Source organism: Nocardioides sp. YIM B13467, assembly GCF_042788075.1.
GTDB lineage: Bacteria > Actinomycetota > Actinomycetes > Propionibacteriales > Nocardioidaceae > Nocardioides.
Genome location: NZ_JBHZPJ010000046.1, coordinates 720,040 through 741,165, shown reverse-complemented (window position 1 = coordinate 741,165; position 21,126 = coordinate 720,040). Strand labels below are relative to the sequence as shown.

14 protein-coding genes and 1 pseudogene are annotated in these 21,126 nt (G+C 65.8%); 8 read left to right on the top strand and 7 right to left on the bottom strand.

Features of this window, described 5'->3' with window-relative positions; genetic code table 11:
* Positions 1-21: 21 nt before the first annotated feature.
* The 6 genes and pseudogenes from ACFX43_RS10735 to ACFX43_RS10710 form a co-directional block, all read right to left on the bottom strand.
* Positions 22-1,872, bottom strand: a complete 1,851-nt coding sequence (locus tag ACFX43_RS10735; protein WP_378820437.1) for a glycosyltransferase — start codon at positions 1,870-1,872, stop codon at positions 22-24.
* A 7-nt stretch (positions 1,873-1,879) separates the two neighbouring features.
* Positions 1,880-3,916 (bottom strand): acyltransferase family protein, encoded by a 2,037-nt coding sequence (locus ACFX43_RS10730; protein ID WP_378820434.1) that lies wholly within the window; start codon positions 3,914-3,916, stop codon positions 1,880-1,882.
* 307 nt (positions 3,917-4,223) lie between these two features.
* Positions 4,224-4,421: a hypothetical protein gene (locus ACFX43_RS10725; protein ID WP_141803713.1), complete on the bottom strand. Its 198-nt coding sequence runs from the start codon at positions 4,419-4,421 to the stop codon at positions 4,224-4,226.
* A 182-nt stretch (positions 4,422-4,603) separates the two neighbouring features.
* Positions 4,604-5,407: a DUF6576 domain-containing protein gene (locus ACFX43_RS10720; protein WP_378820431.1), complete on the bottom strand. Its 804-nt coding sequence runs from the start codon at positions 5,405-5,407 to the stop codon at positions 4,604-4,606.
* A gap of 85 nt (positions 5,408-5,492) precedes the next feature.
* On the bottom strand, positions 5,493-6,650 hold the full coding sequence (locus ACFX43_RS10715) for a glycosyltransferase family 2 protein (RefSeq protein WP_378820428.1): 1,158 nt from the start codon (positions 6,648-6,650) through the stop codon (positions 5,493-5,495).
* A 425-nt stretch (positions 6,651-7,075) separates the two neighbouring features.
* Positions 7,076-7,180, bottom strand: a pseudogene (locus ACFX43_RS10710) (zinc finger domain-containing protein); the annotation flags it as partial.
* A 415-nt stretch (positions 7,181-7,595) separates the two neighbouring features.
* Between ACFX43_RS10710 and ACFX43_RS10705 the strand changes: the two are divergent.
* Positions 7,596-8,693, top strand: a complete 1,098-nt coding sequence (locus ACFX43_RS10705; RefSeq protein ID WP_378820425.1) for a hypothetical protein — start codon at positions 7,596-7,598, stop codon at positions 8,691-8,693.
* Here ACFX43_RS10705 and ACFX43_RS10700 read toward each other — a convergent pair.
* Positions 8,629-9,294 (bottom strand): hypothetical protein, encoded by a 666-nt coding sequence (locus ACFX43_RS10700; protein ID WP_378820422.1) that lies wholly within the window; start codon positions 9,292-9,294, stop codon positions 8,629-8,631. The genes ACFX43_RS10705 and ACFX43_RS10700 overlap by 65 nt on opposite strands.
* A 1,224-nt stretch (positions 9,295-10,518) precedes the next feature.
* Between ACFX43_RS10700 and ACFX43_RS10695 the strand changes: the two genes are divergently transcribed.
* The 7 genes from ACFX43_RS10695 to ACFX43_RS10665 all read left to right on the top strand — a co-directional run bounded on the left by ACFX43_RS10695 (position 10,519) and on the right by ACFX43_RS10665 (position 21,126).
* Positions 10,519-10,704, top strand: a complete 186-nt coding sequence (locus ACFX43_RS10695; RefSeq protein WP_378820419.1) for a hypothetical protein — start codon at positions 10,519-10,521, stop codon at positions 10,702-10,704.
* 269 nt (positions 10,705-10,973) lie between these two features.
* Positions 10,974-11,372, top strand: coding sequence for a helix-turn-helix domain-containing protein (locus tag ACFX43_RS10690; RefSeq protein WP_378820416.1), 399 nt, complete (start codon positions 10,974-10,976; stop codon positions 11,370-11,372).
* Positions 11,373-11,552: 180 nt separating this feature from the next.
* Positions 11,553-12,437: a DUF3039 domain-containing protein gene (locus ACFX43_RS10685; protein ID WP_378820413.1), complete on the top strand. Its 885-nt coding sequence runs from the start codon at positions 11,553-11,555 to the stop codon at positions 12,435-12,437.
* Positions 12,438-13,017: 580 nt separating this feature from the next.
* A complete protein-coding gene (locus ACFX43_RS10680) occupies positions 13,018-14,550 on the top strand; it encodes a DUF2397 domain-containing protein (protein ID WP_378820411.1) in 1,533 nt (510 codons plus the stop codon).
* Complete coding sequence (locus ACFX43_RS10675; RefSeq protein WP_378820409.1) at positions 14,547-15,686, top strand: DUF2398 family protein; 1,140 nt, start codon at positions 14,547-14,549, stop codon at positions 15,684-15,686. Before ACFX43_RS10680 ends, ACFX43_RS10675 begins: the two co-directional genes overlap by 4 nt.
* Positions 15,683-19,891: a TIGR02680 family protein gene (locus tag ACFX43_RS10670; RefSeq protein WP_378820406.1), complete on the top strand. Its 4,209-nt coding sequence runs from the start codon at positions 15,683-15,685 to the stop codon at positions 19,889-19,891. Before ACFX43_RS10675 ends, ACFX43_RS10670 begins: the two co-directional genes overlap by 4 nt.
* Positions 19,891-21,126, top strand: coding sequence for a TIGR02679 domain-containing protein (locus tag ACFX43_RS10665; protein ID WP_378820403.1), 1,236 nt, complete (start codon positions 19,891-19,893; stop codon positions 21,124-21,126). Before ACFX43_RS10670 ends, ACFX43_RS10665 begins: the two co-directional genes overlap by 1 nt.

The window sequence follows — 21,126 nt, the reverse complement described above, 5'->3', positions numbered from 1 at the left end:
GACGGCCGAGCGTGTGAGCGCTCAGCCTTCGACGATCTCGGGCATGAAGCGTGGCCACTGTTCGTAGGAGCCGGCGACCAGGCTGGAGTCGTCACGCCGCCAGGTGTGTCCGTCGGCGTGACGGATGTAGACGTAGCCGAGCCCATGGGTGCGATAGCCGATCGCACCCACGTTCCCAGCCCGGATCAGCACCGACCGGTCGGTCGAGTTGGGCGTGGGCCGCCATCCACCGATCTCGTTGAGCATGCCTGTGGAGAGCATCATCGCGCCGCCGGCGAGCTGGTAGTGGTACGCCTCGGTCGCGAAGGTGCGGTGGACGGTGTGGTCGAGCGCCTCGAGGTAGAGGTACTCGGTCGTCTTCCCGACCATGTCGGCACCGGAGTAGAGGTAGGCGAGCACCAGGTCGCCGATCACCTGCGGGCCGTAGATGTCGTCGTCGTCGATCTTCACGACCAGGTCGCCCGACGCCACCCGCGCCGCATCGGCCAGGACGGAACCGAACGCCTTCGCCTTCTCGTGGCGGGTGAGGATCGCGCCGGTCGCTGCGATGACCTTCTCCAGCCGCGGCGGGAGCGGCCCCTCGGCACCGTGGACGGCAACGATGATCTCCAGGTGCGGATAACGCTGCGCGGCGAGTGCCTCGATCACCCCGGCGACCCGGCCCGGCCGCATTGTGGAGAGGACGGCGCTGACCTTGGGGAGCAGCCGGTGCCCGTGCTCCTGGGCGTGGCCGGCGAGCTCGAAGAAGCCGCCGAAGCGCTCCATCGCCTCGCGTCGCTGGGGCACCGACCGCAGCTCGCGCACCAGGCCGCTGCTCGGTCGGTGCGGCAGGCGCAGCATCGCAGCCAGCTCCTTGCCGAGTACGTCCTCGGCGAGCCGCATCGCGGCGGGGAGCGAGTGCAGGATGACGCCGGTGGCCGCCAGCTCGGCCAGCCGGCGATATACCGCACGCTCCTCGCCGGCGTCGGTCACCTCGAGGCCGGACAGATCGACCGACTCGATCCGGCGCAGGCTGCGCACGTCCGCGGCGCGCAGCGGCTCCGTCAGCGCCTGAGCGAACCCCGTCGCCGCGGAGGTCGAGGCAGCGGTCGGCTCGAGCCGCAGCTGCCCGGAGGCGAGGGTCGCCGTCAGCCAGCCGTCGGGGTCGTACCAACCCTGGAACCGCCCGACCGGATTGTGCACGTTGAGGTCGACCAACGGCGCGATGCCACGGTCGGAGACGACCAGGTGTCCGGTCGTGGGGTCGACGGCCAGCGGGTGCCGGAAGACCGTGTTCGCCGGGTCGTCCTTGACTGCGGTCAGCTCGGCCAGCCGCGACGGGTCGCTGACCAGGCCGAAGTCGGCCAAGCTCAGGCCGACGCCACTGAGGTGGTCGACCGGCAGCTCCGGGATGCCCGGGGCTGTCGGCGTGGGCAGCAGCCCGAGCCCGGCGGGCGCGAGCGCGTCGGTGCCGAGCTCGACGTACCCGTAGCCGTGCTGCCCGCGCGTGACCGCGAAGAGCGGGTAGACGGCGCGAACGATCGCGGCGAGCGGGATCGGCTCGCGTAGCACGATCTCGACCTCGGCGGTGCCGACGCCGCTGCGTGGATAGCGCATCTCTTGGCGGAGCACTCCCGGCGCCCAGCCGAGGCGGCCGTTCCACCGACTGTGCGGGGACTCCCACCGCTCGATCCGCATCGCGAACCGTTTCGCGGTGACCTCCGGGTCGGCGAGCGTCAGGACGCGGACCAGGTCCACGTCGGCGACCACGATCGACACCTGGCTGGCGGGCCGCGGCAGCTGCGCGAGATAGGTCCGTACGTCCTCGGCGCTCGCCAGCACCTCGTCCTCACGGGGTTCGGCTGATGCACTTGTCACGGGGTGTGTGGGCATGGGTCCTTCAATTTCCTAGGGCTGCCGTCGTGGCCGCGTCGAGGCGGCCGGTCAGACTCTTCACGTATGTCGCGGTCACGTGCGAGCGGTCGTAGTAGGCCACCACCCCGCCGATCGTCGCGTAGCACCTGCCGTCACGGCAGAAGTCGGTGGTGGTGTCGAGCACCTCGACACCGTCCAGGGGTGAGGTGCGGGCGACGGCTGCCATCGGGTCCGGTGAGGCGGTCTGCTTCACGCTCCCGTCGCACGCGCCGAGATCACGCGGGTTGGCGGCGACGCAGTTCGGCGTGTTCGGCGTCGGCGGCGTGGGCGGGTCCTCGATCACCAGCACCCTCTTGTCGGCGGCCACCCAACGCTTCAGCACCCGGCCGGACGCCTTACGGGCCAGCTCGAGGCTCTCGCCCCGATCACCGTCGGCGGCAGCCATGGTGCGGTAGTAGCGGTTGCTGACCACCACCAGCCGTTCCCGACCACCCGCGACCCGGTTGATGACATAGGTGTTCCAGTCGGCGCACGCTTTCGTCGCCGCCTGGTCCGGCAGCTCAACCGGCCGGTCAACGGTGTAGCACTCGTACTTCAGGTAGGCCGTGACCTGCCAGTTGCGCTCCCGGGCGACGAGGTCCAGCGCCGGCGCCCACATCGCGGCATGCGAGTTGCCCACCAACGCGACCGGGGTTGCGTCGGGTGCGTCGCTCCCGAAGGTGCAGGTACGCCGGGACGTGTCGTCCATCTGCAGGACGCATCCATTCTCGAAGAGGCGAGACCTGTCGTCGACAGCGGCCAGCGGCGGCAGGTAGAGCTCTCCCGAGCCGTGCGGGGCGCACGACGCCTGAGACAGCGCAGCCGCCGCGTAGCAGGGGTCCTCCGTGGACGAGGGCGCAGCGGTCTGCCGAGCCTGCGCCTCGGACTCGCGGTGGAGCGCGAACCCGCAGGTGCCGATGATCAGTGCTCCGGCCAGCGCGAAGACGAAGCTGCGGCGCAGTGGAAGACCGAGCGGACGCCGTCCGCGCAGCGGGTCTTCCACGTAGGTCTTGGTCGCCCACGCGGCCAGCACGACAGCACACAGGCCGAGGAGCTTGACCACGCCCGGAACCGGACCGTCCAGCGCGTAGGGCAGCAGGACGACCAGCGGCCAGTGCCACAGATAGATCGAGTAGGACAGGTCGCCGAGCACCTGCAACGGACGCCTTGCCATCAGCCACAGCGGAGAAAGCGGGCCGCGACGTACGTCGGCGGCGATGACCAGAGCGGCACCGACGACCGGGACCAGCGCAGCGGCGCCAGGGAACACGGTTGCGTGGTCGAACACCACCGAGGCGTACGCCACCAGCCCCAGCCCGCTCCAGACCAGCGCCAAACGGGCGACGTCCGGCAATCGGCCCAGGCGTGGTGCGGCGATCGCGACAAGGCCGCCCAGACCCAGCTCCCAGACCCGTGTCTGGGTCACGAAGTAGGCCGAGGCGTCGGTGATCAGGACCGAGCAGAGCAGCGAGCCGACCACGAGGAGCGCCACAGCCACGCCTGCGACGCGGCGTACCGACATCCTGCGGCGGCGGGCGACCACGCCGACGGCGAGCAGGAGCACGGGCCAGAGGAGATAGAACTGCTCCTCGACCGAGAGCGACCAGTAGTGCTGCACCGGCGTGGCGGCGTTGTCGGCAGCGAGGTAGTCGACCGCCTCCCCCGCAAGGAACCAGTTCTGCACGTAGATGGCGGAGGCGACCGCCTGCCGGGCCGTAGCGTCCCACAGCGTCGCCGGAGCGATCCACCAGGTGGCCGCCAGCGTCACCGCGATCACGCTCAGCGCGGCCGGGAGCAGCCGCCGGATCCGCCTCCCCCAGAACTCACCGAGGTCACGCAGCGAGGACGGGACGTGGTCCAGCAGGTGCGTGGTGATCAGGAAGCCCGAGATGACGAAGAAGACGTCGACGCCGACGTAGCCGCCGGTGAGCCGGTGCGGCCAGAAGTGGTAGACGACGACGAGCGACACCGCGACGGCCCGCAGCGCCTGGATGTCGAGTCGCGGGCCAGGACGGCCCTTCATCGTGCGGCTTGTGGTGGCAGCGGCGCGCACGCCGAGTCCAGGGCATGGCACAACGAGTACAAGGGAGGAGCTCCTGTGGGGGAGGATGCGGAGGTCCGCCGTCCGCGGCGAACCGCGTGATCTTAACCAAGTCGGTTATTCCTCGCCACCTGAAGGGTGAATTTCAGGGGATGCTCCGCAACCAGCGAGTAGTCCGCCCGAAAAGGTCGAAACCGACCCTGAGTTTCAGAGTCGGTTCCCCCTGAACGAAGCTAGCCGTGAAACACGAAATAGCTCTCGCTCGTGGTGTTGCAGAGTTGCCCGCAGGTCAGGCGGGCTGCATCTCCTGCATCGAGGTGTCCAGGTCGGCGGTGTGAGCCGCGACCAGAGCGTCGTTCTCCGTCTTCAGAGTGAGAACGAGATCCTCGAGCTCACGCACACGTGCACGCAACCGAGCATTCTCGGCGGTGAGGTGGGCGGGAGTCCGCAGGTCGCTGCTCATGTAACCGATCAGCGCCTTCGCCATGAATACGTTTCCTTCGTTGGAATCACTAGAAGTTCCCGCGATACCGGGCCGTCTACAAGAGTGACACCGTTATCGACAAGCGTCAACGTCACGCGTCCAAAGCCGGGACCTCCGACCATGCATTCACCGCGAATACGGCCGAGATTTGAGTCGATCGCACTCAACTTCGGCCGATTTCCGCCTCAGCCGCGGCGTCGGCGCTCCCGCAGCTGCATGAGCTCCTTCTTCTCCTTGCTGGTCAGCGAGTCGGCGCCCTCGGCGTGGATCTTCTCGAGGAGCTCGTCCATCCGCTGGTCGTCCTTGGAGACGGTCGAGGACTCCCAGGGACCGGTGACCACGGTCGGGCCCGACTTGCGCTTCTTGGCCTTGGCCGGCTTGGCCGCCCTCGGCTGCCCCGGACCGCCGGCCACCTGCGGGATCCAGGGGAACCGGTCGAGCAGGCCGAACTGACGCGCCACGAAGGCGTTGACGAAGAGGCCGACGACGAAGACCAGCAGCATCACCCAGCTGCGGTAGCCGAGGTACTGGATCAGCTGGATGCCGACGAGGATCACGCCGAAGAGCCAAGCCGGGATGTTGAACATGAACATCCGGTCGGGCCACTGCGCGATCCACAGCAGCACCACCATCATCTCCAGCATCCCGAGGCCGGCGAGAACGTAGTTCGGGTCCAGCACCGCGCCGAAGAGGACGGCCAAGAACGAGAGCACCGCGGTGAAGGCCACCAGCAGCCAGGCGAACCGGACCCGGCCGAGCTCGTTGCGCTCGAGGTCGGAGCCGAAGTACCAGAAGAAGAAGATCGCCAGGACGTCGAAGATGCTGAACTGCGGGTAGGCGAACGGCCAGGTGAACAGCGTCCACAGCTTGAGCTCGGCGAGATTGGGCTGGATCAGGGCCAGCCCGGCCAGCACACCCTGGCCGCCCATCACGGCGAAGAGGATCAGCCCGACGATGCTCGCGAAGACCACGAGCCACGTCGTGGTCACCCCCAATGAACCGATGTGGAACCAAGGCTCGTGGGGGTAACGACCGCCTGGGGTCAACCGGAAACGTTCTCGCACGGGGCCGAGCCTATCCACGCATTGGTTGCCGCGTCAGCAGGGCACTCCCACCGACCTTCTCGATGTTGCTCAGATCCGGGGGCAGCGCCGGATCGTTGCGCCACGGATGCTGCCGAAAGGCCGCGCGGGCGCCGTACCTGTCGATCATCGCGATCAGCGCGACGAGGTCCTCGGCACGGTCCTGGGCGACCAGCCACGCCATCAGCCGTTGAGCACGTGGAACCGCCGTGTTCTCGAACGGCACCCCGGCGTCGTACCAGAACTCCAGGACGGCGGCGCGCAGCAGCTTCCAGTAGCGGCTCGGGTCCTCGGTGTCGGGGTGGACGGCCGCGCGGAAGTGCTCCCACATGTCGATCGGCAGGACCTCGACGAGCAGGGTCTCCATGAGCTTCGCCGAGCCGGCCGCGCGAACGAGCTCGATGGTCTGGCGCTTGGTGTCGATCCGCTCGACCAGGTTCGCGATCTGCGCACGCTTCTGCGTCGCCGAGGACCGGTCGGAGCGGACCTGCCAGTCGTAGACGATCTCCGTCATGACGTCGAAGGAGTCCGCGGCGAGGAACACCTGGGTGAGTGCGACCTGGTCCTGGTAGCGAGTGCGCTCGGGGAAGGCGATCGCGTTCTCCGTCCAGAACGACCGCCGGAAGATCTTGTTCCAGACGAAGATGTCGGCGAGCATCAACGGAGCGTCCTCGATCCGGCACCTGAGCCGTTCCTCCGCGTGGTTGCGGCGCATCAGCGGCGTCATGAACCTGCGCTCGACCCCGCCTTCGACGGCCACCCGCTCTGCCGCACCGACCGCGAAGTCGGAGCCCGTACGCCGTAGCGACCGCACCATCGCCGACCATGCATCATGCGGCAGGGTGTCGTCGGGGTCGACGAACGTCAGCAGCTCACCTGTCGCGGCGTCGATCCCGGTGTGACGCGCCCGCGAGACCCCCGAGTTCGGCTGGGTGATGACGGTGATGCAGGACTCCTCCGCGGCCAGTCGACGCAGGATCTGCGCCGACCCGTCGGTCGAGCCGTCGTCGACGACGATCACCTCGAGCTTCGAGATCTCGCTCCGCGGCTGGTCCAAGATGCTGCGCAGGCTCTTCTCGACGTACTCCGCCACGTTGTAGACCGGCACGACCACGCTGAGCGTCGGCCTGAACCTCGCCAGGTCTCTCACTCGACGGACACCGGCTTCGCCCAGCCTCCTCCAGCCCGTCACGCCCGAGCAACTCTCACAGTTGGGCGTCCTTCCGGGAGCTTGTGGGGAGCCACCTGATGTCCTTGTCGAGCTGTTGACCAACCGATGGCAGCAACTGTCGTTCACGTCTGTGCCGGTATGGGTGGGCCGTGGTTGTCTTCCCCGAGATCCGGATGACCACGTCGCCACCCGGCTAAAACCGCCAGCCCGAACAAGGCGGTGCGTCGTCTGCTGCGCCCAGCCGGTGCATCGCTGCACCCAGGACGAACGGAGACGAACGGACCAGAGATTAGCCCACCGGAATCCGGTTTCCTTAACCAACGCTGAGGATCGTCGGAACTGTCACGGGCACGCAACATTCGGGTGATCCGAAGGGGCCGTGAGCAATAGTCCAGATGGACTATCTACCCCGGGATTCGCCGGGCTCGAGGTGCCGGCTGGCAGGTGGGGCAGAAGTAGGAGGAGCGGTTCATGAAGGCGGTGCGGCGCATCGGGGCACCGCACCGATCGCAGGGCTCGCCCTCACGTCCGTACGCAGCGAGCGACCTCTCGAAGTTGCCCGACTAGGTCAGCTGGTAACGCTGAGGTGGCCCTCGGTGTCCAGGTGTGTCCAATCTCCTCGATCCCGCGCTGTGAGCGGGTTTTGGGCCCACCAACGGGGCGTTCTCGACGTCTCTTGACCCCGTTCTAATGCTGCTCCGGTGCATCTGGGGTGGACAGGCATGGACAGAGTGGGACAGCGCACGTGGTGGTTCCCCCGGCTGTTCAGACCTCCACGAAGGGGCGGTCGATCTCGTCGGCGCCTGGGTCCGGGCGCGCCGCGCAAGCGCGGGGTGACGAGTCGACCGAGTCGTCGTAGCCTCGGAGCATGGACGCCCGCGAGGTGCTGCAACTCGGGGCTCTCTCCATCCTGGTGGAGAACCGATGACACACGACAAGACCCCATCGACCAACGACCTGGCCGACGACCCGGCCAGCGACCCAGGACCACTGCCCGAGGGCGTCTACAGTGACGGCGCGCTCCTGTGGCGCGCCAAACCTGGCGCGACCACCACGTTCGAGGATCTCCTCGAGGCACGAGAACTGTTCCAAGACCTCCACAACGACAGGGACTGGAACCCATGGCGGTTCGAAGCAGCCGCAGAGGCGCTGGAACGGGCCAAGGACACCGTCGAGCAGTGGAAACGCGCCGAGCCCGGCTTCCGGCAATGGACCGCGTCCGAGGTCGAAGAATGGATGGCTCAACGCGACGCCGACTTCGAAGGCGAGCAAGCCGAACGTGAACGGCAGCGCGAAAGAAACCTCGCGACGTACAACGCCGAACGCGAGGCCGCACGGCTCGACTTGCTCGAGCAACGGCACATCCTGGCCCGTCGGCGCTTGGAACTGTCCCAGATGCGATCCGGTGAGTCGTTCCCGCAGATAGACCCGGAGCGTCGCGCCGCCCAGGTGAGCAAACTTGAGAAATCCGTGGCTCAACTTGAAGCCGAGATCGAGCGGCTAGCACCAGTCGTCGGTGACCCTGAGGGCGTGGTCGACGAGTACGGCAACCTGCCCCGCGAACGTCGCGAGACCACCCTCTACTACTACCGCAGCCGCCGGATCACCCGCCATCAGACCGGGGCCGATCCACGCCATCGGCCACTTCGTGCGCCCCAATGGTCCCAGCCGCGGCGAGCGATATCCCCGACCATTCGCACCGGTGGCCCGCGATTGGGCCCCGTGTGGCCGATACGGCGCCGCACCTGGGCTTCACCCGGGCTTGACCTGGCCAGCGCCGATCCACTGTCCAGCCTGGGTGCATGGATCGGCGCGACGGGACCGCGCCTGGCCGCCATCTGGTTCCCAGCAAGTCTCCAACCGGTCTCTAGCTGGTCTCCAACTGACGGCCCAGAACAGCGCGTCACATGTGTCGGCATGGCGGTGCGGAATCGGAGACAAGCAGATCCGAACTGGCTCATCGCCAGCCTGCCCGTCCGGCATCGGGGCCATATGGGCTCCAGCGGCCAAGGTGTGGCTTGAGTTCTTCGGCGGTGAGTTCAGGGTCGGGAGGCATCGTGGGGACCGAAGTGAGCGGGTCGAGAGACGCCGCTCGGGCGCGAGCCCAGGTCAGCCATTCTGCGGCAGACTCGTCGGGGTCCTCAATCTGGGCCAACCTCTGACCCAGCGCATCGCAATAGGTCCTGATCGCGTTGGCGAGAGTCCATTGTTCGACCTGGGCCGTGAGCACCTTGGTTCGGTGCGCCTCCAATGCATGGAAGCGGGCTCGGTCCATCGCAGCTTGCCAGCGCGTACGGCGCTCGGCCGCCTCCCGGGCCTGGTCGATCCGATACTGGTCGTCTGCCGTGGCACGGGCTTCGAGTTCATCACACACGTCGCTTAGCCAGTCCTCGACCCGCCTGCGTTTGCGATCTGCCCACCTGTAGCGATTGATCGACCGGTAGCCCGACAACTCGAGGAGAAGCCTGGCAACCTTCTCTTCGTCGGCAGAGTTGGGAGACTCCTGGCTGATGCTGACTTCATAGGTGTTCTCGCCGATGACGACATCGATCTGGCCATCCCGGCGTGCATAGCGAGGCTCATGGCGCCCGGCGTAGTGATAGCCGACGTGGCGCTCGGCCACCGCACGGGGATGAATGGTGTGGCCCCCGCTTGACCAACCCGGCCGCCAGCGCCTGCAGAACACGTAAACTCCGGTGCCGGATCGATGCGGGCATCATCAAACGCTGCTTGTCCGCCCTGAGCCGCAGCGACGACTGGATGCAGCGAACGGAGCTGATCTGGCACAGGTACCGCAGGACACGCCTGTTCTACCGAGGCACTGTTCGGGTGCACACCGTTCACGAGCTCAACAACGAGCTCGTCACCGAGGAACGTCTGTGACTTCTCGATCCTGGTCCCCTCAGGCGCCATATCGTGCCGTTTGGCGAAGTCGATGACACGTCGCCAATAGTCCAGGCCACCGTCCACGCCACCGTCAACATCGAGCTTCAGCCTCACCCGCCGCTCAGCAGCCAGCCGCTCCATCAACGCCTTGGCAGCCTCCTGTCGTTGATCAGTGATCGTGGGCTTCCGCACCACAGCCACCTTCCGCGGGACAGGCGTGCCCGCCGGCTTCGGCGTCTGGTGCTTCGAGGTTTGGTGTCTCGGGTCGTCCGGATGATGTCCGTTGGCGAGATAGAAACGTCCGGCTTCGGTGATCTCCGCGTCCCAGGAACCTCCGCGACGATGGATGGCCACCAGACCCCGGTTACGCAGCGCGCCCGCCGAAGTCCGTGCCGGGATATTCACGTCACCAGCCAGGTCTTCCCCGACAGCGATTCGCTTCAAGATCGCCAACTGCCGCTCGTTGAGCTTGTCCCACCGCCGCATCGTGCCAACCTCCAACCAGGTCCTTCGCCGTCAGCTCATTGCATCATCAGGTTGGATCATCAAGCAGGCGCTATCGCCAGCGACGGCGGCGAATCCGCTCAACATTGCGTCGACCCGGCCACGGATGGTCTCGACAGTCTCCTCGCGCGTAGGCCAGGTCACGTTGAGGTCAGTCTTGTGCGTTTCCAAGACGAGGTGCCCGTCGCCGGGCTCAGGGCGATCGGCAAGACGCCCGAGCGCGATGAATCCATCCCCGGCCAGCTGTCCGATTCCGACCCCTCCCTGCTGCCTATCCCCGTACGCAAAGACCAAGAGGGCCAGCCGACACTCGGCTTGACGACTGTGAGCACGAGGCGCCGGCCGGATGCCTTCTGATCACTGAGCAGAGATCCGCCAAGAACGTCTGGCCAACCGTGTCACACAAGAGCCAATCGCAGCACTTGCCTCAAGTAACAGCCCCAAGGAGGAAACCCTGATGACCACCACCCCGAACTCCCACGACCAAGCCATCCGACGCGCTCGTAGCCGACGCGATCGAGAACCGAACACACACGGCGCCTACGACAAGGTCGCGATCTGGGTCGACCGGGCGAACCCGATACTCACCTTCGTGATCAGCACCCTCCGCGCCATCGACACCGTCCAGCGATGGTTCGGATGAACACAAGCCTTGCCCCTATTCGAATCGCTCGGCGCCGACGTGAACCCCTCCGGACGTCCAACACGGCTAGACGGACGCGGCGACGAGATCTACCTCACCGACGACGCAACCGGCCAGTACCGACCTGGTCCGGGGCCCTCGACGCTACCGTCGAGGACACGTTGCCGGGCCTGAGGCGGGACCAAGTCAACCTTCGATTGCTTGATGACCGATAGTCAACTAGAATCATCTGTGACATCTACACCATCTGCGACACCCTGGATGACGCCATGAAGACTCTTGAGACCGCCACGATCCCTGTCGAGCAGCTCACCGCGCTCGAGCAGTTCGCCGCGTCCACAGCTGGCCCCGAGCTTCGTGATCTGCTGCTCAGCCTGTCTCGCTGCGTACGGGACGGCGATGAAATCGTCGCCATCGACGGTTCCCAGACCGTGACGCCGAGTCAGGCCGCCGAGCGTCTCGGGATGAGCCGTACCCATCTGTACAAGCTCCTTGACCGTGGTGAGATCGTGTTCCACCGCGTCGGCCGCGACCGCCGCATCCGCCTCCACGACCTGGCCGCCTTCGAGGAGCAGCGTCAGCGTGACCGTCGCGAACTCGCCGAGCGGTTTGCACACCAGCACGCGACCACCGAGGCTGCTAACGACGAGATCGCCGCCCTGATCTGACAGGCACTGACACACCGCACGGTGACGATCATCGTCGTTGCGGTCGGGCAGACTGGATACGTGCACAACCGCCGCGCCCGCCCCACACTCCGCGTCCTTCGCGAGGACCTCACCTCGGATTGGGCCTCCCCTCACGTGCAACGCCGAGTCGCCGAGGGGCGATACGGCGAGTTGCACCCAATGAGCGAACTGCCCCATCCGATCGTCACCAAGGCGGCCGACTCCTTCGGTTCAATACAGGGTCAGGACAACTTCGTCGGCCCGATCGCTAGTTCGACCCGCCTCCGGCTGCTCGAGATCAAGCAGTCGCAGTGGCGCGGTGGGGTCTGGGAGGACGAAGAGACCGGCGTGTGCTGGCTGGTGGTCGCGGGGCTGGCGAAGGGCGGTCACCAGGATAGGGACGACTTCTACCAACGGGTCCAGCGTGAGAACGACCACGGTGACCCCACGTTGTGGCTGCCCAGCGAGCAAGACATCAAGATGCTGAAACAGGAGACCGCCGCGCGACTGCGAACAACATGGGAGCTCGCGACTCAGCGCTCCGTACTCGACGTCCTGAGCGCGGTCAATGAAGGAGGAAGTCGACGGTTCGATGTCCCACACCCCGTACCGGGGCACGGACGCCTGGCCCAGGTGGAGATCACCGTTGCCCTGGTCCGCGAGGCCGGCTATGACGCCGATGAGGTGCTGGTCGAGGTTCTCCCCGAGAGCACCCACGCCGGCAGCGTCCTCCTGTGGCAGCTCACCATTCGGGTCCTGATCTCGATCGAGCCGCCCGAGCAGGGCTGGGACCGCGTCGGTGACACCTACGCCAATATCGGCGAACCTGGAGCGTGGACCAACCGGGTCGAGTCGCTGGCCAAGACGGTCGAGTCCGGTGACCTCGCCGTCTCCGAACCCGGGTCTACCAGCCACCTCACCCACCGCCAGCACCTCGCCGGACGCACCATCGAGGGCCAAGCCGTCCGTGCACTGTGCGGGGTCTACTTCGTATCCACGCAGGACCACGAGTCACTCCCAGCCTGCCCCACCTGCCAGGAGCGACTCACCGAACTCCCCCGGTGACATTGGGACCCTGTCCGCACGGACGCTCGTGACCACTGCTGCCAGCTTCAGCCCGGCCCAGGGTCCGGCGCGAAGACCTAGTCCAGAGGAACATCGGGACGACGTCCCTCTGGGCGGCCATGGTCGATCCACGCTGGCAGACAGTTCACTCCGCCTTCCCTGGATGACTGATACAGCTGCCTCCGGCGTTTCCGGAGGGTTCCGGCAGCACATATCCGAATCTCGCGGGCGGTACGTCGCGCAAGCACGGGGTGACGAGTCGGCCGAGTCGTCGTAACCTCGAGACATCGAAGACCGATCCAGGCCGGACTCTTTGAGGTTGTGAATGTTCGATGCGGTGAGTCTGTCCACCAACGGGCGGCCGAGCGCCGGCCAGCATCCGCCAGTCGGTCGATCGCATCAATCACCTGCGTCATCGATGCTTCCTCGAGTTTCCTCGGCCCAGACGAGGAACTCGTTCGTGACTCGGATCTCCCAATCACGCACCTCATCGAGTGTAGGAAATCCTACATTTCACGCTGGCGACGCTCCTTTGAATGAAGCTAAGACGCTGAACAGAACCGACCGTATCCTCGAACCAATGAATGATCCGCGGGAGTTGCCGGAGGCGGTGGAGGGAACCGACCCCTGGTCGGCCGTGCTGCCCAGCCAGGAACTGGTGCCTGCCTATCTGACATCTCCGCTTGCCGCGCAGTATCGGGCGATCGTCGAAGTCTTGCTCGCCGAGCAAGACACGAGCTTGACGGGGTTGTCGTACGACATGGTGGCAGCGGGGATGCGTGCTTACCTCCGCGAGCGGGTCACCGATGACGTCGCGGACCGACTCTTGGACCCCGCTGTGCTGCATCTCGACGCTCGGCTCGACCGGCTGGTGCTATGGAAGGTGATCACGCGTTGGCAAGAACCAGCCCGGACCGGCGAGGACTTTCTGCGAAGGCGCGACCGCTATCAGCTCACCCCGCGGGCCGCGAGTCTGCATGTCTTCTGGGCCGCTGCGGGTGATGTTGAGGAGGCGGCCAGCGATCTGACCTTGGCGCCGCGAGCGATCCACGATCGGCTGGCGGCATTCGCTGATGCGGTTCGGAGCGAGGTCTACACCGACGCGGCGACAGAGTTCCAGCAAGTCTCCGCACTTCACGTCGCGATGGCAACGGCAGCTCGTGGTTGGCAGCGGACGTTAGCCCATGCCCTCTCGGGTGGCCCCGATCCGGCGAAGCAGGAACTGTTGTGGAACACCCTGCGCTCCTATGTCGGCATGTGGGGCGAGCAGGTAGATGTGCACAGCCCCGGAATCGCAGAACAGATGGGTCAGCTCCAACCTCTCCTGACCTCGGAGGTTTGGCGGGCTTGTGTTCGCGCCTCGGTCGATACAGACGTCGAAGATCAGTTGGTGCTGGATCAAGCGGAGCGCTGGACGCATACCTGGGACGCCTTGTCCGCGTGGTTCACCGGCGAGAACAGCCAGGCGCGCCACCTTCGCCGTCAGCTCCGCAATCTCGTCGCGCCGTGGGCGCGCAACATGAACATTCTCCTCGACACCGGGGGCGCAGTCACCCGACGGGCGGAACTGATCAAGCTCGTAGGCGCGATCGAGCGCGCTCCCAGCGACACCGCGGCCTGGCAGATCTGGGATACCGCCACCAGTCTGTTCTCGACGCGGCACCTCCTTCTTGTCCCAGAAACGACCGACAATCACAGCCTCAGTTGGCTCGACGCCCCCGGGGCACCGGTCACAGCCCGCTATCGCGAACACGGCCAGCGCGCGTCAACGGGCCAGCGTACGAAAATTCCAAACTATTCAACCGGGAAGAAGGCCGCCCGAGCGGCGAGGGTCGCGGCTCTGGCCGCGCGCACCGCAGCCGAGGCGTCGTTGCGTCAACGATCGGGAACGACCTTGTCGGCGTGGGGCGAGATCAGCGAACCTGAGCTCGATCTCTTCCTGGAGTACGTCGGTGTGGCCCGGCGGTCTCCATCAGGTGTCTCGGTCACCAGCGACGGACGTTGGCGGATCGGACTGCGCAAGCCGCAAGCCGCAGCCGAGACCACGACTGTCCGAACGCCGGGTGGGCAGCTCGCCACGCTCGACTGGCACTTCACGATGGAGCCGACGTGATTCGTGATGCCACTGCGCGGCAGACCGCCTTCATAGCGCTGCTCCGCTCCCCCGTCCTGGACCGGATCTCCCACCCTGAAGTATGGCCGCTGGTTCGCGCCAACAGGACCATCTTGATCGAGTGGTTCGCGCACCGCCTCGGGTACCGATTGGTGGTGACTGATTCCGCCGCACGGCTGTTCCGGTTGCCGCTGAACGGCATCGCGCTCGCCCCGCGCCGGTTCCGTCCACCGCCGCGGCGGGTGCTTGTGTTGGCCATTCTCGCTGCTGCCGCCGCTGAGGACGCCGAAGACATCACCACCACTCAGGATCTCTCCGATCGTGTGCGCGCCCTGTCCACCCACGACGATGTCGCAGTAGCACCGTACGATCCGGACCGGTTCGCCGAACGGATGCTGTTCATCAAGGCCATGCAGCTCCTGGTTCTGGCCGGCGCTCTACAGCCAACGGGTCGCAACGACGACGAGCAGCGGGAGGGCTGGGCCCACAGCAGGAACCAGGTCGGCGGCGCCTACGACATACGACGGGACCTGCTCCTACGGATGGTGGACCCAGAATCCCTGCGCGCGGCACTCGGTGAACAGATCGAAGCACCCAATGAGTCGGCTACCCGGTTTGGTCTACTTCGCCGACTCATCGAACTACCGGTGCTGCTCTACGACGACCTGACCGAGGCTGAGCGTGTCTACCTGACCAGTCAACGACACCGAGTGCTGGCGTGGTGTGCCGAGATGACCGGATGGAGCGCCGAGCAACGGGTCGAGGGCATCGCGCTCGTAGCGGCAGAGGAAGGCGACACGGACCTTCCGTTTCCGGGACTTCGAGCCCCCGACTTCTTCGCTCTGGTGGTCCTCGACGAGCTCATCCGACGACACGGCATCGGTGTCCCAGTCACCTGCGACAACCTGAGCGCCGCAGCAGAGCGCGTCAAGGCAACCTATCCCAAGGCATTGACCAACGACATGAAGCCAGTCCAGGCCGTCGAGACAGCAACCGTGGAGATCCTCGGTGCCCTGGACTTGCTCCGCAGAACTGATGAACCCGACTCCTGGATTCTGACGCCCCCAGCGGCTCGCTTTCGCGACCCACGAGTCGTCACAGTCACCAACAGGCTCGATGAGGGAGATGACCAGTGACCTTCCATGACGGCGGTAGCGAGAGGTGGCTCACCGCTGCTCTGTCCGGTGACCTACCTCGTCCGACCCGAGAGCGTTGGCAACCGCTGCGCGTCGGCATCGTCAACCTTTGGGAGTACGACGAGGGCGAGTTCTGGTTCGCTGATGGTCGACTCGTCTTGCGCGGCGGGAATGGCGCTGGCAAGACCAAGGTTCTTGAGCTCACGACCCTGATGCTGTTGCGAGGCGAGATTGCTCCCTCGGTCCTGGACCCGTTCGGGTCGCAGCACCGCACGATGCGGTTCAACCTGCTACCTAGCGGTGACGACGATGATCCACGTCCACCCTCAGATGCCGGCTTGGGTTATGCCTGGGCCGAGTACGGCCGAATCGACGCGGCCGGCAACGAGGACTACTTCGTCTGTGGCCTCGGCCTCAGCCTGCGACGCGGCAGCGGGACAACCTCCCCCACGCGGTGGCACTTCACCACCAGAAAGCGCCCCGGACTGGACTTCCAGTTCGTCACCGGTCAACGCCCCCTCGACAAGAAGGACTTCCTCAAGCTCCCCGGGATCGAACCGCTCGATAACCCCACCAAGTACCGGGCCAAGCTAGCCACGGACCTGTTCGAGCTCAGCCCCGAAGGATTCGACAACCTTTCCGCACTCCTCAAGGAGCTTCGACGGCCCAAGCTCGGCGAACGTCTCAACCCCGCGAGCCTCGCAGACACCTTGCGGGCCGCCCTGCCACCGCTGGCAAGCACCGAGATCAACCAGCTCGCCGACGGCTGGGACAACCTGGAGAAGCTACGCAAGTCCGTCGATGAGATCCGCACGGCAGCCACCCGCGTCGCCGCTTTCACCCGCAACGGGTGGCTTCCCTGGGCCCGAACGGTCGTGCGTCTGCGCGCCGATGCATTCGCCTCGGCCACCACGAAGTTGAACGACACCACCATCGCGCGCCGAAACGCCGAGAATGCCCTCTCAAATGCAGAAGCCGTAGTGCTGGAGCTGAACGAGAAGCTCAGTACGAACAAGCAACGGCGTACAGACCTGTCAACCGAACTACGGGAGCTCCAGGACAGTCCCGCCTACCAGGACGCAGTCAGTGCTGCAGATCGAGTTCGTTCCCTGAGCGGCCACCTCGAGTCGCTTCAGACCCAACAGCACAACGTTGAGGATCGGCGCACCAGTGAGCAGGACGAGCTTGACGACTACCTAGAGGCGGCAGCTGAGGCCGCCGCGGAGACCGCGGGTGCCGAGCTTGAAACCGGGGAAGCTGCCGAGGTGGCGGCGTCGCAGGCGCAGGCAATCGGACTGGAGGAGTCCGCCTCGCGGCATATGCCGACACGAGACCTACCGGGGTTACGTTCGGACCTGGGTGTGCGAAACGAGCGATTTCGCAGGCTGCGCGACCTCTCACGCGCGCACCGCACTGCGGAGCGAGCAACTGATACGGCAGCTGAAGCGTTGGCCGGCCGGATGAAGGACCTCCAAGACGTCAACGACAAGCTCGCCCAGGCTCAGCAGGAGCTGGAAAACACCAAGGACACCCTTCAGACCCAGATTCGAGACTGGAATCTCGGCAACACGGTCAGCACCGCGACCGCCGAACAGGTTGAGGACTGGTGCGACCTTGTCGTCAGCTTGGCGACCGATGAACCCGACGACATGGTCGAAACACCGGCGCTCGCCATCCGGCGACACATCGACGGCGTGCGAGACGACATCCGAAAGCGGCAAGCGGTGCTCATCCAGGACAAGAAGCCGCTAACCGAGGAGCACGCAGACCTCAGTGCCGATCTCGAAGACCTCCTCGACAATGTCGAACGGCCACCGGATCCGCCTACGCTCTGGCAGCGGCGCGACCGCTCGAGTGCTGACGGTCAGGGAGCTCCGTTCTGGAAGTGCGTGCAACCCCACACCGGCATCGGCACGCGCCAACTAGATCTCCTGGAGGCAACTCTCGCGGCCGCTGGCCTGCTCGATGCCTATATCCTGCCTGACGGACAGTTGCACAGAGCCGATGAGACCCCCTCCGACACGTTCTTGACTCCTTCGGCCGAACTGGGAACGCCCAACCTCACCGCTGTCTTGGAACCCACCCCCACCGACGGCGTCCCGGTCTCCGTCATCCACGGTGTGCTCGCATCCATTGGCTGGTGGCCGACCGCACCTACCGGTGACAGCCAGGCACGCGGCTCGACACAAGTCTCACCACAGACATGGCTGGCCGCGGACGGGACCTGGGGCTGGGCCTCGTTGACAGGCCGCACCCAGCCAATCCAGCCGGCCTCCTACGTGGGCGCCACTGCCCGAGAGGCAGCCAAACAACGCGCGATCTCCCGCATCCGCACACGGTTGGGCGAGCTCAACGCACTGATCGCCTCCCTCGACGAACTCATTGGCGCCTCCGAGTCGAACCTGTCCGTGTTGCAGGCGGAGGAGGCACGAGTACCGGCCGAGTACGAACTCACCCGCGTAGCCGAACGCGTACGCGTACATGAGCGACACGTCATCGAATCCAGCAATAAGGTCGACGACGCCCGCCAACTGCATCAGGACCGACAACACGAACGCGACGCCGCCTGGGGCGAGTTCACCCGCTACGCCGGCGATCACGCGTTCCCGCTGCAAGACCTCGTCGAATATGAACGAGGTCTCGCCCGGTATGGCACCGCGCTGGACGCTCTCGCCACGAAAGTCGAGCTGCTCGGCCTCCACCAAGCGCAGAGCAAACGTGCCCAAGCAACCGCCCAAACTGCCCAGCAGCGTCTCGACGCCACTCAGAACGAGTCGAACACCCTCGCCAACACCATCAGGCAGACCAAAGTCCGCCTCCGCACCGCAGAGGAAGCCCTCAGCCTCGACGCCAAAGCCCAGCTCGCTCGACGCGGAGAACTCGACCTAGAACTCGCCAGAGCCGAGGAGCTGCTGGAGAAGATCAACGGTCAGGTAGCGGACGCGCGGGTTGCCGCTACCAAGGCCCAGGAGACGCTGAACAGGCATGAAGACAGCCGCCAAGAGGCCGAACTGGTCCGAGACGCAGCGATGTCTGCGTGGTGGGAGACCTACGACGCCGGCCTGGCCGTTCCCATCGGATTGCTCGAACCCGAGCGCCGAAGCGTCGACTCAGCCCGCGAGTCGACACGCGCCGCGCGACGAGAACTCGGACCGGCGGCCGACCACGAGCGCGCATGGCGTGCGTGCTACCGCGAACTGGAGTCGCTTCGTCAGGTCCTGCTCCCCGACCGCGATGCACAGGTGCTGGAATCCGAGGTCGCTGATGGGTTGCAGAAGGTTGTGATCCTGGCTGACAGCACAGCGGGCTGGCAACACCCATCTGATGCGGCTGATCTGCTGGCCGAACAGGTCCGGCGGCAGGAGGAGACGTTCGATACCGAACAGCAAAGCGTCCTGACGACGTTGCTCGGCTCGACGTTCATCGAGCACCTCAAAGACCGGCTCGACTACACAGCGAGGACCTTCGCGAGGATCAACACCCAACTCGAGAGCCACCCGACCCGGCACGGCAACGCCGTAAACCTCAAGTGGGGGCCCGATCCCGCCGATCACGACGCAGGAACAGTGGTCGAGGCACTCACCCAGGGCTACCACCTGCTAACCCCTGAGAAGCAGAGCGACGTCCGCGCATTCCTGGCACGAAAGATCGACGAAGCCCGGGGAGACGCTGCAGCCGACGGTGCCGCGGACTGGCGAGAGCAACTGTCCTCAGCGCTCGACTATCGAAGCTGGCTGCGGATCACGTTGGAGTACAGACCAAGCTCGACCAGCAGATGGGTGCCATTCGACGCTGCCAAACACGGCGCCAAGTCAGGCGGCGAAAAGGTCGTCCTGCTCTCCCAACCGCTGTTCGCAGCCGCCGTCGTCGCCTACGACGCCGCCTCCAAACACGCACCACGCTGCGTCTGGCTTGACGAGGCGATGACGGGCGTCGATGAGGAGATCAAGGCCTCCTTCATGGGCCTGACCGTCAACTTCGACCTCGACATCATGCTCACCGCACACGATGAATGGTGCAAGTACACCACTGTGCCTGCCGTCGCGGTCTACGATCTCGCACGCCACAAGGGACTCCCCGGTGTCGACGCCGTCCCCTACCTGTGGTCCGGCGGCGAATGGACCACAGTCGATGTCGGCCCGACCACGATCTCGGCCGAAGACCTATCGGTCGCCGATGGACTCTTCTCCCAGACGGAGACCTGATGAGTCCAATACCAGCTGCGCTCAGCAACTGGGTTCGTCTACCCGGGCCCGCCACCATACTCAATGCCGTCGTCATACGCGCCCGCCGCGGGTTCAAGACCGAGTACGGCTCTCTCAGCACCATCACCTTGACCCCCGAGGAACGCAACCAGGTCGCGCAGCTGCTCGGCACCCCCTGGGAACTCTCAGGAAGACCCGTCCGACTTCAAGACCTCGCAGCACGACTGGGTGAACACGGTCTTTCTGTGCGCCAACTTGCCGAGAGCTCCCACGGCGCGGCGATCGAGCCTGACAGCGCGCGCCGCGAACGTGCGGCCGACGCCGCCCGACATGAGCGAGCCGCTGTGGCGGCCGCGCTTGCCACCGCCGGAGTTGTTCCCTCGACCATCGAGCAATGGCTCAATGACCGCGGCCTCCCCCAGCCGGGCACCGGCAACTTGCAAACCCTCGCAGACCAGGTCGTGGAGGTTCTCACCCACATCAAGCAATCACACGGCAAGATCTGGCTCGCCCAACTTGCCGCCGACGTCTTCAACGACGCTCACAGACTCGACGCAAACCAACCGCTCGGCCGAGCCACCGCGCGCCTCGCCGCGATCGCACATGACATGCCGCGCCCTCAACGCGCTGGACACGACTGGCGCAACGCCTGGGCAAGCATCGGCGTCACCTGCGACGCCATCTCCTCACGCGTACTCGCCCTGAACCTCCCACTCACGGGCAACTCCCCTGCCGCGAGTCAATGCGCGAACGCCTACGGCGAACCCATCTGGCTCACGCTCCGTACCTTGTCCAGCCGCTGGTCACTTGGCCAGCCAACCACGATCTTCGTGTGCGAAAACGTCACCGTCGCACAAGCTGCCGCCGACGACCTCGGTTCAGGCTGTCCGCCCATGGTCTGCACAGACGGCATAGCCTCTGGCGCCGCACTCGATCTCATCGCTGGCCTGTCCGAGAGCGGCTGCATCATCCGAGCGCGAGCCGACTTCGACCAAGCAGGCTTCACCATCGCCGACCAAGTCCTCTCCGTCGCCCCGCTCGCGCGTTCCTGGCGCTACGACGCAGCCACCTACGCCGCCCTGTGCAACCTCGACCCCCAACCCGCCGCCTCACTAGATGGACTCTCGAACGCACTCGACGAGCTGCGCATCCACTACGCCGCTACACGCATCCCGGTCCACGAAGAGCGGCTTCTCGGAGACCTGCTGACAGACCTTGCTCAATTGAGGATCTGA